The following is a 13,066-nucleotide window of genomic DNA, read 5'->3' on the forward strand; positions in this document are numbered from 1 at the left end:
CCTACGCCTGAGTATCCGAGCGTTCGCTGAGTACCTTGGCGTCGCGGCCCGCACTGTGACCAAGTGGGAAGCTCTTGGTGCGGATACTGCACCCCGGCCGGACAAGCAAGCGATCTTGGACACTGCGTTGTCCCGGGCTGATGCTGACGCCAAGGTGCGCTTTGAGCTGTTGCTTGTGCAAGACGGCAGCGTTCCGCTCAAGGCTTACTACCAGTCAGCGCCTCGCGAGTGGGACTACGAAACCTGGACAGATGACCTCGGGCGGGCCGCGGCCTGCCTGGCTCGCCAGGACTTCAAGTTCGCTGCCAGCCTGGTTGACCGCTGGCTGCGTCGGTTCGACCCACACGGTTTGGATACCCACGGCCTGTATCTGCACGCCTGTTCGCTGGTGCTTCTAGGTGACTTGCAGCGCGACCAAGGCGAGATCAAAGGTCCGTTGTCAGCCCGCCAGACCTACCGCAAGGCCCACCAGCTTTTCCTGGACTTGGCCGTTCCTCGACGGGCGGCGCAGGTGGAGCTGTCTCTGGCAGTGGTCGAAGAGATGAGCGGCCGACTGCAGCAGGCCGCCAAGCACTACGAGCTTCTAGTTGACGACAGGCGGCTGAGTCCTCGCGACCACGCCCGTGCACAGCTATGGGTCGGCACGGCCCTGACCAAGGATGGCAGTACCGCCTACGCCGTACAGGTCATGGATGAAGCCACTCATCGCTTCGAAGACCTGGAAGAACCGGCGGACTGGTCGGTGGCCCACCAGAAGCTGGCACTAGCTCACCGGGGCGCGGGCGACCTGTCAGAGGCCTTGCGCTACATAGATGTAGCGCTGTCCACTCGGGCGACTGATTCCCCGATGCAGCGTGTTCGGCTGGATACGGCCCATGCCCACATCCTGCTGTCCGACAAGGCCACAGCGGGCAGCGGTGTGCACCTTCTGGCCCACGCCGCGGAGACAGCCCGTGACTACGGCATGTCCCACCAGTTGGCCAGCATCGAGGGTATCCGACACGCCTTCGAGCGGACGCAATGACACGGAGGAAGAACAGCTTTATGGCACCGGCAGACATTACCGAATCCCACTGGCGTGACGCTGAACTAATCTGGGACTACCACCAGATGGGGCATGAACTGCACCCCTGTGACGTTGCCATTGGGCTTGGGAGTCATGACCTGGGTGTGGCCAGTTATACAGCGCAACTGTACCAAGCGGATCTGTTCCCGCTAGCGGTGTTCAGCGGTGGCAACAGTGCTACCACGGCCAGCCGCTTCCCGCGTGGTGAAGCCGTCCATTATCGCGAACACGCCATCACCTTGGGTGTACCGGACAGTGCCATCCTGATTGAACCCAAAGCGGGCAACACTGGTCAGAACATCGCATTCTCCCGGGCCGTGCTTGCCGCGCACGGCCACCAACCGCAGAGCGTGCTGCTCATCTCCAAGCCCTACATGGAACGTCGCGCTTTTGCTACCTGCCAAATGGCGTGGCCGGACGTTGAGGTGATCTGCACTTCCGAACCGTTGAAATTTTTGGATTACGCACACTCCATCGGCGATGAGAAGCTGGTCATTGATATGCTCGTCGGTGATTTGCAACGGGTCATCGAGTACCCTAAGCGGGGATTCGCCGCCCCGCAGGACGTGCCAGCGGAAGTCCAAGCCGCATACGAACGGCTCATTGCTGCCAGCTTTGACAGCCGCCTGCTGTAGCGACCTTTCACGCCATGCAACGCTTGCGAACCTGTGCCATCCACCAACCCAACTTTTTCCACGACTGCTGACGCTGGCCAAGCTCTACGCCGCTGACGTCTGGGTGGTCTTCGATGACGTGCAATTCAACGCGCGGGGCTACCAATACCGCAGGTCGCCGACTAGACCACCAGCATGAGCGCATGTGGCGTGGCTGTTACTCCATGCTTCTGCAGCGGCCGTTACCTGGCGTTCCAGGGATCGGCGGGTTGGCCGTGGCGGAGTGTGTGGAGTCATTGTCGTAGTACGTTTGTAGCGGTGGTGTCTCCTGCGGTGGCGCGGATGATGAATGAGCCGAGGGTGTGTAGGTCTCTGATGCCTTGTAGGACGGGCAGGCCTTCCCAGTCGCGTAGGTCGTGTCCGTAGGCGTGGGCGAAGCGGTTGAGTTCTGTGGTGGTGCGGCCTAGGCGGATGCCCTGGTAGGTGTTGGCGAGGTCGAGTTCGCGTGGGCCGGTGCAGGTCTCGTCCCAGTCGCCTAGTCGCCAGCGTCTCTGTGTGGGGTCGTGGACGAGGTTGCCGGGATAGGCGTCGCCGTGCAGGTGTCCTTCGCCCAGGGGGAACTGCAGGGAGTCGTACGCGGTGAGCAGCCTGTCGGCGGTTGTGGTGATCCACTGCTGGTCGTCGGGATCGAGCGTGCCCGTGGCGGCCAGTGTCCGTCGGAGTGGTTGCAGGGGTTGGTGTCTGGGCAGGGGGATCGGCGGTGTGGGGAGTTTGTGGAGCTCGCGGAGAATGTGGCCAAGTTCAGCCGGGTCTGCTCCGCCCGCTGAGGCGTCTTGTGGGTAGTGCACCCAGAAGGTGATCACGGTGCCGTCGTCGAGGACGACCGGGGCGGTGTCGGGCAGTGGTTCGGTCACCGGGAGGCCGTGGTCGAGGAACCAACGCGTGATGACGACCGCGCGCTCGGCGGCGGTGGTGTCACCGGAGTGCACGCGGGCGACTGCGTCCGCCTTTGGTAGGAGGTAGACCGCGGTGGCGTGACGGTGCAAGAGGGTCAACCCTTGCGCGTCCAGCCCCGACTCGTCGGCAGCGGCCAGCACGTTCTCACGGGTGTGGTCGTCAGGAGGAGCGGGCACTATCTGCTCCTATCCGCCGCGGTGGCATCAGATCGCCGAGGAAGGAGGACGCGAGTCCGGTCCCGGCGATCGTGGTGATCAAACGATGAGTGCGAGTGATGGCCGTCGGTAGTTGGGCGATGCGCTCGTGTTGGTTGAGTGTGCGCAGTGGCGCCAGCGCGGCCGCGGCACCGTCCAGGTCGCGTTGGGCCAGGTGGGTGTCGGCGATGATCACGCGAGTCAACGCCATGTCCCCGTACGAGCGTTGCTCGGTGGAGGCGGCGGCGTACCGATCGAGGGCGTCGAGAGCGTGTCTGCGTGCCTCGGTGAACTCACCCAGCAGGTCATGGGCTCCCGCGCGGTAGTAGACGGCCTTGGTGGCGGGGAAGGTGAAGATGCCCCCGAAGGAGGTCACCTCGTCGTTAGACCCGGCCGAGTCGAGCACGTCGTCCAGTCTGCGCAAGGCCTGGTGCGCGCGTGCTGAGTCGCCGACGCGTGCCGAGATCCGGGCCTCCAACGCCAGGGCACGCCGGTGAGTTTGTGGTGCCAGCGTGGGCGGCGGGGTGCTGAGGAATCGCAGCGCGGACACGGGGGTTGGTCCCCACTCCAACGTCAACGCCGCGCTGCCCCGCGCCCAGACCCGGAGCGCATGGCTGTCGGCGGCCTCCGCGCAGCGCTGCGCGGTTCCCAGTTGGGTCTGGGCGGCCGCGGTGTGACCGAGGTTCTGCGACGCCGCGGCGAGCAGCAGGCACCCGACCCCGGCCGCGAGGTAGGCGTCGCGCAGCTGCCGTGGCCGCAGTCCGCGCCGGATGAGGGTGAAAGCCAGGTCTTGAGCCTGAACGATGTGGTGGACGAGATCCTGAACCGGGGTATGGACGTATGCGGTGGCCAACTCGGCCAGCCGAACACACAACCAGTCCACCTGCGGATCGTCGATCGCGGTGGCCGCCAGCAGCCTGTCGAAGTCTGCTGCGGACTGTGCCGCACGCTCGATTCCGTCCCGCCCGTGTAGGCCCCCACTGCCGATCCGGGCAAGCGAGGTGTCCCCGCTCAGCAGAAGCTCGAAACGCAGCTTGGCGTCGGCCTCCGCCCGGCTCAGCGCGGTGTCCAGGATCGCCTGGGTGTCCGGCCGAGGCGAGGTATCCGTCTGGAGCGCCTCCCATTTGGTGACCGTGCGCACCGCCACCCCCAAGTGCTCAGCGAACGCGCGCACGCTCAGACGCAGGGCACTACGTAGCGCATGAGCCTCACGGCCAGTCCAGTGCCCCACCGACACCATGTGCACTCCTTCCCAACGCCCATACAACCACGGCATCACGCCCGGTACCTCAGAAGTGCACCATAAGTGCCACACCCGGTCATTCCGCTCCACACCGCTGATGACCACGCTCATTGGCAGGCGCCCAACGCAGGCGGAAGCCGTCAATGACTTCAACTCAACGAGGACATCCCATTGACACCCCTGGCAGTCGGGTGCCCCCAGGACAAAGCACACAGCGATGAGCGAGGAGCGGTGATGAGCGTTCTCCCGTCAAGCCCGTCCAAACCTGCCATCTTCCCTACGCCAGGTCAGCTGGATCTCGCGGTGGCAGGACGCTGGGAGCATTCTCACTTGACCTTCACGATGCTCGCGATAGGTGCGGGAGTCGGGTCATGACCGTGGGGCGGGACATCCTGGCTGTTGTTGTCGCGGTCGACAGTCCGTTGGGGCGGGTAGCGCGGGCTGTGGATGTGCTGAGCTCGCACGTTCCCGCGGTCGCACAGCCGCTGGTGTGTTCTTTCTGTGTGGGGTCGGGGTGGCCGTGTCGTTCGTTTCTTGACGCGGCGCAGCACGTCAACGATCGCGGTGTGGACGTGGGCATGGTGGTGCCGGTGGATCTGCACCCGGTGCTGTGGCCCCAGAAGAAGCCCGCTGCTCGGGTCTCCTGAACCGATGACGTCACGGAACCAGAACTTGCGTGCCTTGGTGATGGGCGCCGTGATCCAGGCGCGCATTCTCGAGTCCGGTCGCACCCAGCGAGAGGTGGCCGAGGCCGGTGAGATCGACCACGCCACACTGTCCCGTTTCCTCAACGGCACCAGGAAACTCCCCGATGGTGACTTGTCGGTGCTGGCGTGGGCGGTCGGTATCACCTCCCGAGCGCAGCGGCGTGCGCTCGTCGAACTCAACCGTGATCACGACAAGACCACGTGGTGGATCAACACCACCACCACGCCGTTCGCCGAGGCGATCGACACCGTGATCCGCGACCACACCAGGGCGCTCGCGTTGTTCTCGCCGCACGCCATTCCCGCCGAACTCACACAACCACGCCCACACACGCCAACCACCGGGCAGTACTACATCGGACGGTCCGCGCTCGACCGTCTCGACCCCAGCGACCCGACAACACAAGACAGGCTCCAGCGTCTGCTCCAGCTCACGGGATCCAGCCGGATCGGCATCCGCGTCACGAGCCCAATGGTCTTCCCGCACTCGTTCCAGGTGCTCACCCTCGACACCGGTCACACGGTGGTGAAGGTCGAGATCCTCGACCGCGCCCTCTACCTCGAGGACGCCGAGGACATCACCCGGTTCCGGCGCGCCATCGACATGATTGACCACCACTCCGCCAACCACGCCGCGACCGTCGCGATCCTGGAACGAGTCGCCAAACCCAAGACAGGTAACAGGATCACCGCGTGACAGCGCGCGAGATTCGGCCACACACCACTGAGGACACACCATGACCGACACCCTCACCGACCGCACTACCACGGCACAACTGCTCTACAACTACGACCACGCCCCCACCACCGTCGACCCCGCCACCCACACGGCCACCGTGGAGATCCCGGTCGTCAGGGTCCCCGGAATGCCGGACCTGATCCTGGACAGACCCGACCCCGACGAGGTCATCCACTGGGCGTCCCTGACCGCCGACGGTTCACTCACCCGGCACGAGACCGCGAACCGGTGGGCCTTCGACCCCACGGGACTGGCCGAAAGCACTGTTCCCGGCACGCACCTGCGGTGGATCCAATGGCCCCTGATCATCGCCCTCTACACCGAGGCCCTCGACCCCACCGGCCACTGCCGCGCCGCCCACGGCTACCACCGTGACGCGCTCACCTTCCACCACCTCGGCGACCTGCGCGGCACCGTCGTCCAAGGCTGCCGCCGCTGCAGCGACGACCACCCGCCCAACACCGTGGCGTCCGCCCTCGTCCGCGCCATGGGCGGCCCCACACTCGCCCTCACCGGAACCATCGCCTGGCTCGGCCAATGGAACGACTGCGAACCCGGCGGCCCCCACGGCCACAACACCCTCGGCGACGAAGAGTTCGGCGTCCTCTCCGGTATCGCCCACACCCTCCGCGCCACACCCGGGCGGCCGTGACCTCACCCAACACCACAACCATCGCCGCCTTCCCCGAACCCCACCACCCCGACGACCTACTAGCGCCCCGCCTGGCCATCGGCCGCGCACCCACACCGTGAGATCCCGAGCCCAAGACCGACTGCCAACCAACACACACAGCACCGGACGACTGCCAACCGTCTCGTAGAGTCCCTGCGCTCCAACACGAACGTGACATCAACGAAAGCGGGCGATCAGTGAGCCGAACCCCGATGGGCTGGCCCGCGGTCGCCCGCTGCATCGACCAACGCCTCACAGAGCTGGGCCTGAGTCAACGCGAACTCGCCAAACGCGCGCAGGTCTCCCAAGCCATCATCCGCGAACTGCAATACAACACCGTCCAACGCAACCGCGGCCCCCGAACCCTCACCGCCCTCTCCACCGCACTCCACCTCCACCCCGACCACCTCTCCCAACTCCTACTAGGTAACACCCCGCCACCTCCAGACACCGAACCGGAGGAACAGGACCCGGTGGCGGCACGACTGGCGGCCATGGAACAACGCATGACCGACATGGCGGCGACCCTCGACAGGTTCCGCGTTGACCTGGCGATGATCCTGCACAACACCCGCCGCGACTAAAGTCCCGACACCACCCCTCACCGCAGACCCCACATCGACGCCCGGGACACCATGACACCCCAGCAACCCCACCCCGACGACACCAACGACAACTGGGCCAACGTCGCGATCACCATCCAACAACGCATGGCACACCTGGGCATCGACACCGACCAACTCGCCGCACGCTCCCGAGTCTCACTCAAGACCGTCCAGGAACTCGTCCACAACACCACCCAACGCAACCGCCACGCCCTCACCCTCGCCCGACTGTCTCGGGCTCTCGAACTCGACCCCGGTCACCTCCGCCATCTCGCGAGCACCCCCATCGAAGCGGCCATCACCATTGAGCTCGGTAAAGCCGACCTCTCACCAGACCTCCGCACTCTCTTCGTGACCATGCTCGCCAAGCTCAACACCGAACTCGACCAGATACGAGCCGACTACACGACACTGAAACACCAAGCAGCGGAAAGCGCACACCCACCAAAGAACGAGGCAGCGCCGGCAGACCTCGACGCTGCGGCACCATGAGTACACAGCCCCAAGACTGGGACGCCGTCGCACGCTGCATCACCCAACGCCTCACCGAACTCGGCTGGCAACAACACGATCTCGCCGCCCGAGCCGACGTCTCCCAATGCACCATCCGAGAAATCCAACGCAACACCATCCAACGCAACCGCAGCCCCCGAACCCTCACCGCACTCTCCACCGCCCTCAAACTCCACCCCGACCACCTCCAAGCACTCCTCCATGAACGCACCCCACTCCCAGCAGACGCCGCAACCGACCGGCCCGAACTCGACGCCATCGAACAACGACTCGCCGACATGAACGCCGTGATCAAAGAAGTACGCCTCGACCTCGCCAGAGTCCTCTACATCCTCCGCCAACACAGCAGACCAAAAGCCGCAAGACACTAGCTAAGATCTTCGGCGCTTCACCAATAGTCCACACAAGACAACGCTGGCTGGCGGCGCCTGGGAGAACTCGTCATGAGGACCGATCGCGCAGGAGATAACAACCTCCTCGGTGTCCGAACAGGTCCGCAACGCCCGCGCGAACCCCGGGCCGTGGTGACCCAAGTGGACGGACGCTCGAAGGCCCGGCCCGCGTCCTCACCGCCCCCGAGGACGTCGACCTGGCCGGAGTCCTTCTACACCGCCGCTACCACCCACCCCCGGCGTCAATCCGAACCGCGTGGTCATCGAGATCACCATCGTCCGCGCCCTCGTCACCGTCTGTCCCTGACCGTCCCGCTGGGCCAATCGGGTGAGGGGCGTGCCCCGCCATGATCGTCGGCTTTACCTTCACACCATGACGCGGCCCCGAAGACGGTTGCTCGCCGCCGTAGGACTGCTGGTGGCCATCGGTGGTGCAGGCGGCATTGTTTGGTCACTGCTGCGCCTGCCCGGGGGAACGCTGAGCGCACTGGACGCGGCGGCGAGTGTGACCGGTCTGCTGGTCGCGGTCCTGGGGCTGTGGCTCGCGGTGGCCGCGGGCAGGCCGGGCGATTCCAGCCTGGACGACGCGCAGCGCGGGTTCGCCGCGGCGGTCCGCGCGCAGTGGAACCAGGAGATCGGAACCCGCAGGCTCCGGCTGCCGCGACCGATCCGGCTGAGTTGGGCACCGACCAGGCGGGCCGACATCGGTGCCAGCGCCGAATTGGTCGGTGCGCCCGCCCCGGCAGGTCGGCTGGGTCCGCTGGGCGACAACCCGGCGGTGGAGTTGGTCACCGCGTTCCGCGCGTTGCCGGGCAGGCAGTTGGTCGTGCTCGGCCGACCGGGCGCGGGCAAGTCCGTGCTCGCGATGTTCCTCGCCGTGGGGTTGGTCGACGGCCGCGCCGACGACGACCCGGTGCCCGTACTCGTGTCCGTCGCGGGGTGGAACCCGAAGGTGCCCCTGCGCCGCTGGCTGGCCCGACGCGTGCACGAGGAGTACCCGGAGGTCGTCACCGCCCGTCAGGCGGCGGCCCTGGTCGACCAGAACCGCGTCGTCGCCATCCTCGACGGCCTCGATGAGATGCCCCGGTCGCTGGGTGTGGCGGCACTGGCCGCCATCGACGAGATCGCGGGCGACGGGTTCTCGGTCGTGGTCACCAGCCGGGCTAAGCACTACGCGGCCCTGGTCGCCGCCGTCGGGCGACCGCTGGCCCGGGCCGCGGTGATCGAGGTCAAGCGGGTGTCGCCGGAAGACGCGAGCACCTACCTCGGTGACGGCGACGCCGGGACCGGCGACAGGTGGACCCCGGTCGTCGACGGGGTGCGGTCCGACCCGACCGGACCGCTGGCCGCCGCCCTGTCCACACCACTGATGCTCTACCTCGCCCGCACCGTCTACCGGGCGGCGAGGAGCAGGCCGGAACAGTTGGTCCAGTGCGCGGCCAACGGTGGGACAGACGCGGTCGAAGCCCACCTGCTGCGTCGCTTCGTCCCCACCGCCTACGCTGCCGAGGACACCACCTACGCCGAACCGCGCGACACCGGCAGGCGCGCCTACCCCGCCGACCGGGTCGCCCGATGGCTGACCACGCTCGCCGGACCGCTGGCCGCGGCCTCACCCGGCGGCCAACGGCTGGACTGGCGGCGGTTCGACCGCGCGGCCCCGAGGTTGATGGTTGTCACGCTCCTGACCTTGGTCTGCGGCGTGGTCGGCGGACCACTGGGCTGGGTGTTCGCCCTGACCTTCGACCACGCCCCCGGGCGCGCGACGGCGTTTGGCGTCGTCACCGGTCTGGCGGCCGGGGTTATCGGAGGTCTGGGAACCACCCGGCGCGACGCGGCCGACGGCGGCCAGGTCACCGCTACGGCGTTCGCCATGACCTCGCTGCGGGACGGACTGGCGGGCTCGGTGGTCGCCACTACGGGTATCACCCTCCTCGCGTCCGGGGCCACGGGGTGGTTCCACGTGGCGAACCTTGCCCGAGTCGTGTTCACCACCCTGTTCGCGGGAGTCCTCCTAGCCGGGCTTGGCAACGCCCTCGTCGTGGTCAGATCCGCCGTACCCAACTCCCGGCGGCTCAGAGCGCGTGACGACGGGGTCGCGGAACGAGTGATGCCTGTGGCGCTGATCGGTGGCGCGGTCGCCGCGACGGGGACGGGCTGGATGGGCGGCTCGGTGAGTGGTGCCGCTGTCGGTGGCCTCCTAGGGACACTGATACTCACCGGAATGCTGTCGCTGTTCGTCACGCTGGCCAAGGCAACCGCGTTCGCGCCCAAACGGCGGACCACGCGGTCGGCGGTACGCGGTGACTGCACGGCATTGGCTGCCGCGTGCCTGGTTTGCGGGCTGGCAGCGGCAGTGCTTGTGGGTCTTCCTGTCCTCATTCTCGCGAGTATCAGATACTTTTCGGAGTGGGACGCGCTGCTCGCAGCGGTGCTCGCCGGGACGGCGATGGCCGTCTTCGTGGCAGTGGGGTCTGGCGCGGCGTGGACCAGGTACCGCGCCGCCATCGTCATCCTGGCCGTGACCGGTCGTCTGCCCTGGCGGTTGGTGCGGTTCCTGGAAGACGCGCACCGGCGGGGTGTACTGCGGCAACTGGGTACCACGTACCTGTTCCGCCACCAGCGCGTGCAGGCATACCTGCGCGCGACCGACGATACGGCACCGGTGCCGTCCCTTGTGTCGTTGCCGCCGCGCTTGCGGACGGTGATCGCGTTGGTGTCCGCTGTGGTGCTGTTCGGTGCACAGACGACGATTATCGTCGCTGACCGGGTGGCGTTGGCGCGGGCCGAAAGCCGCAAGCGCGCCACGAACCTGCTGGACGAGGAAGCGTTGCGGATCCACCGGACCGATCCGGTGGCGGCGCTGCGGATGTGGTTGGCGGCCAAAGCTTTGAGCCCAACAGCCGAGGACGAGGAGTTGTTCCGCCTCGTCGCGCTCAAGCAGGCATCGGGAGCTGCGACGGCTTGGGTGTTCCCCGACACCTGCTGGTGCCTGACCGCCCATGACGGCGCGGATGTCGTCGCCGCCAGCAGAGACGCCGCGCGGGTTCTGCGCGTGGACGGGTCATCGGGGTCGATCAGCACGGTCTCGTTGCCTGAGCCCTTCCACAACGTGGGCTTCACCGAGTCCGCCCACCACGTGATCACGGTCAGGGAGGGAGCGCGCAACGACCTCGTAGCGCTGTGGGACGTGCGGGGTGTCGAGCCGGTCCGGATCGCGGAGTTGCCAGATTCCGGGGGTATGTGGTTCTCCCTTAGCGAAGCGGGTGAGTGGGTGCTGGTGGATGACGGAGACAAGGTCGCCGCGGTGGACCTGCGCCCGGCGCGGCCGATCCGGCACGACCTCGGCAGGGCGCGGTCGGCCCGCTTCCTGGGTGGGGATCGGTACCTGGTGTTGATGCCGTCGGACGTGGAGGCGGTCGTGTACGACCTGGCCGGACCGGCACCGGCGGTCGTCGACGTCGTTGCGACGGCCAAGCCTGTCGGCCGCCCACAGGGCCAAGGCGCCCTGTTCATGGCAGGGCACGGTGGGGCCATGACCGCCGTGGTGGAAGTCGCGGGCACCCTCCAAGTCCGCGATCTCGGCCACGTCCTCTGGGCGGGGATTTCCGACGACGGGCGATGGGCGTACCGCGACACACCCGGTGGAGCGATCGAGTTGGTGGACGTCGTGACTGGAGCGACCCGAACCGTGGGCGAACGTCCCAAGAACGCTTACGACATGCTGTATTTCACCGAGGACAGCCGCTACCTGGTGATCTCGGAGCACCAAGAGCCGATCGAACTCGTGCCCGTCGTCGGAACGCCCGGCCGGGTCGCGCTGCCCTTCGGAGAAGGCACGGTGCTCGCGGTCTCCAGCGACGGCCGCTCAGCGGTCCAGTCAACCAGCTTCGACGAGGTCGTGGTGTGGTCGCTCGACCCCCGACCCCGTGTGGCGGCGGTGATCCCCGGAGCCCTGCAGGTCACCTATGACCAGAGTGGACGGTCGCTGACCACCGTCACCAAATCGGTCGTCGCGACCTGGGACGTGGCCACGCTCGCCGCGCTGGCCGACACCGACGTGACCCGGCTCGCCTGCCGGGCCGCCGGGCGCGGGCTCACCGAACAAGAATGGGAAACTCTCATCCCGGACGTTGAGTACCAGCGTACGTGCTGAGTGGGATCCAGATCGAGAGTTGGGACGCCAACCTGGTGCTGGCCTCTTCCAGACACACGTCGAGGTGCGGGTTCTGCCGTTGTCGGTTGGCGCGCACACTGGAACCGAAGGAACGTTCACGCTGCTCTCGGCTCCGCCCGAGCTGGAAACTACGCTGGTGTGCGTTACGTCGAAGACCGCATCAAGGGAGCAGATCACCACCTACCGCACAACGCCCCTGACCCGGCTCCGGGTCCTGGCGATCAACCCGACAGAGTCACCGGCGTACATCCACCAACTGATGAAGGATCTGTGATCACCATGAGGTACGAGAACGCAGTAACCGCCCTCGCCGCCGTGACCAACTGGCACAAGTCCACCTACAGCGGAGGCCAGAACGGGGGCTGTGTCGAAGTCGGCTCCGTGCCCGGCCTCGTGGGAGTCCGAGACACCAAGCTCGGTGCGAACAGCCCCACCTTGGCGTTCTCCCCGGTGAGATGGGCGGCGTTCACCGATAGCGTGAGGTGCCATCAGTTCGACCTCTGATCACCGGGCGTTGGGCTCTCGCCTACTGGCTTTCTGCTGTCAGGTAAGCGCCCCGTTCTTCTCCTGACGGGTGCTAGGCAGGAGCACCAGTGTGCTGTCGCGTTTGGTGATGACTTGTCCGGTGGGCGGGGTGGCTGTTTGGGCGCTAACGGGGTGGGCGTGGATTTGGGGGTGGTGGGAGCGGTCGTTGTTCCAGGTGCGGATTTGGGTACACAGCCGTTCGGCGAGCTGTTTGCCGGTGGGTCCGTGGGCGTGGGCGCCCAGTTCGAAGCGCGGCTCGGGGGTGTTGAGGCGGCGGTAGGTGAAGTAGGCCAGGCTGTTGTTCTCGGCGAGGGCGGGGCTGCGGGAGCTGATGGCGGGGGTGCAGAGGCCGCTGTCGATGGCGGTCTGGGTGGCGGCGATGCGGCAGGTGGCGGGGTCGGTGGCGGTGAGGGTGAGCCAGACGCCGTCGAAGGGTTCGGACGTGCCGATGGTGATGCCGGACCAGGCGCTGGTGCGGGGTTGGTCGAGGACGCCGGTCAGCGCTGCGGTGTCGATGGGCTGGTCGATGTCGTAGTAGAGGGTGACGGTCCCGTCGGTGGTGATGGTGCCGTTCTTCTCGCCGTCCTGGCCGATCATGGGGACGAATCCGCACAGGTCCATGCGGTCCGAGCGCAGCCGGTCCTGCTCGCGGATGAAGGCG

General features: G+C 66.8%; 13 protein-coding genes. 10 read left to right on the top strand and 3 right to left on the bottom strand.

Annotated features, from left to right (window positions below; all coding sequences use genetic code 11):
* The first annotated feature begins 115 nt into the window (after nucleotides 1-115).
* Together LV75_RS33315 and LV75_RS33320 are read left to right on the top strand one after the other, a co-directional pair.
* A complete protein-coding gene (locus LV75_RS33315) occupies nucleotides 116-1,024 on the top strand; it encodes a tetratricopeptide repeat protein (RefSeq protein ID WP_253891481.1) in 909 nt (302 codons plus the stop codon).
* A 20-nt stretch (nucleotides 1,025-1,044) separates the two neighbouring features.
* Nucleotides 1,045-1,701, top strand: a complete 657-nt coding sequence (locus LV75_RS33320) for a YdcF family protein (protein ID WP_253891483.1) — start codon at nucleotides 1,045-1,047, stop codon at nucleotides 1,699-1,701.
* A 272-nt stretch (nucleotides 1,702-1,973) separates the two neighbouring features.
* On the opposite strand, the gene LV75_RS33325 is transcribed toward LV75_RS33320, so the two are convergent.
* Nucleotides 1,974-2,813: a phosphotransferase family protein gene (locus LV75_RS33325; protein ID WP_253891485.1), complete on the bottom strand. Its 840-nt coding sequence runs from the start codon at nucleotides 2,811-2,813 to the stop codon at nucleotides 1,974-1,976.
* Nucleotides 2,797-4,005, bottom strand: coding sequence for a hypothetical protein (locus LV75_RS33330; RefSeq protein WP_253891487.1), 1,209 nt, complete (start codon nucleotides 4,003-4,005; stop codon nucleotides 2,797-2,799). Before LV75_RS33330 ends, LV75_RS33325 begins: the two co-directional genes overlap by 17 nt.
* A gap of 720 nt (nucleotides 4,006-4,725) precedes the next feature.
* Here LV75_RS33330 and LV75_RS33335 point away from each other — a divergent pair.
* The 8 genes from LV75_RS33335 to LV75_RS33370 all read left to right on the top strand — a co-directional run bounded on the left by LV75_RS33335 (nucleotide 4,726) and on the right by LV75_RS33370 (nucleotide 12,384).
* Complete coding sequence (locus LV75_RS33335) at nucleotides 4,726-5,478, top strand: Scr1 family TA system antitoxin-like transcriptional regulator (RefSeq protein WP_253891489.1); 753 nt, start codon at nucleotides 4,726-4,728, stop codon at nucleotides 5,476-5,478.
* A gap of 40 nt (nucleotides 5,479-5,518) precedes the next feature.
* Nucleotides 5,519-6,172, top strand: a complete 654-nt coding sequence (locus LV75_RS33340) for a hypothetical protein (RefSeq protein ID WP_253891490.1) — start codon at nucleotides 5,519-5,521, stop codon at nucleotides 6,170-6,172.
* Nucleotides 6,173-6,390: 218 nt separating this feature from the next.
* A complete protein-coding gene (locus tag LV75_RS33345) occupies nucleotides 6,391-6,777 on the top strand; it encodes a helix-turn-helix domain-containing protein (RefSeq protein ID WP_253891492.1) in 387 nt (128 codons plus the stop codon).
* A 126-nt stretch (nucleotides 6,778-6,903) separates the two neighbouring features.
* The gene (locus LV75_RS33350; protein ID WP_253891494.1) at nucleotides 6,904-7,290 is read left to right on the top strand and encodes a hypothetical protein; all 387 of its coding nucleotides are present in this window, start codon (nucleotides 6,904-6,906) and stop codon (nucleotides 7,288-7,290) included.
* On the top strand, nucleotides 7,287-7,682 hold the full coding sequence (locus tag LV75_RS33355; protein ID WP_253891496.1) for a helix-turn-helix domain-containing protein: 396 nt from the start codon (nucleotides 7,287-7,289) through the stop codon (nucleotides 7,680-7,682). Before LV75_RS33350 ends, LV75_RS33355 begins: the two co-directional genes overlap by 4 nt.
* A 394-nt stretch (nucleotides 7,683-8,076) precedes the next feature.
* The gene (locus LV75_RS33360; protein ID WP_253891498.1) at nucleotides 8,077-11,859 is read left to right on the top strand and encodes an NACHT domain-containing protein; all 3,783 of its coding nucleotides are present in this window, start codon (nucleotides 8,077-8,079) and stop codon (nucleotides 11,857-11,859) included.
* A gap of 64 nt (nucleotides 11,860-11,923) precedes the next feature.
* A complete protein-coding gene (locus LV75_RS33365; protein WP_253891500.1) occupies nucleotides 11,924-12,154 on the top strand; it encodes a DUF5753 domain-containing protein in 231 nt (76 codons plus the stop codon).
* Nucleotides 12,155-12,159: 5 nt separating this feature from the next.
* On the top strand, nucleotides 12,160-12,384 hold the full coding sequence (locus tag LV75_RS33370; RefSeq protein ID WP_253891502.1) for a DUF397 domain-containing protein: 225 nt from the start codon (nucleotides 12,160-12,162) through the stop codon (nucleotides 12,382-12,384).
* Nucleotides 12,385-12,423: 39 nt separating this feature from the next.
* Here the strand turns inward: LV75_RS33370 and LV75_RS33375 are convergent.
* A partial coding sequence (locus tag LV75_RS33375) for a class I SAM-dependent methyltransferase (protein WP_504923904.1) occupies nucleotides 12,424-13,066 on the bottom strand: 643 nt, incomplete at its 5' end.

This window comes from Actinokineospora diospyrosa (assembly GCF_024171925.1).
In the GTDB taxonomy this organism is placed as follows: Bacteria; Actinomycetota; Actinomycetes; order Mycobacteriales; family Pseudonocardiaceae; genus Actinokineospora; species Actinokineospora diospyrosa.

What these genes read in the sequence shown, in the direction of transcription:
- LV75_RS33335 (WP_253891489.1), top strand. Translation starts at nt 4,726, where the DNA reads ATGACGTCACGGAACCAGAACTTGCGTGCCTTGGTGATGGGCGCCGTG.
- LV75_RS33370 (WP_253891502.1), top strand. Translation starts at nt 12,160, where the DNA reads ATGAGGTACGAGAACGCAGTAACCGCCCTCGCCGCCGTGACCAACTGG.
- LV75_RS33360 (WP_253891498.1), top strand. Translation starts at nt 8,077, where the DNA reads ATGACGCGGCCCCGAAGACGGTTGCTCGCCGCCGTAGGACTGCTGGTG.
- LV75_RS33350 (WP_253891494.1), top strand. Translation starts at nt 6,904, where the DNA reads ATGGCACACCTGGGCATCGACACCGACCAACTCGCCGCACGCTCCCGA.
- LV75_RS33340 (WP_253891490.1), top strand. Translation starts at nt 5,519, where the DNA reads ATGACCGACACCCTCACCGACCGCACTACCACGGCACAACTGCTCTAC.
- LV75_RS33320 (WP_253891483.1), top strand. Translation starts at nt 1,045, where the DNA reads ATGGCACCGGCAGACATTACCGAATCCCACTGGCGTGACGCTGAACTA.
- LV75_RS33355 (WP_253891496.1), top strand. Translation starts at nt 7,287, where the DNA reads ATGAGTACACAGCCCCAAGACTGGGACGCCGTCGCACGCTGCATCACC.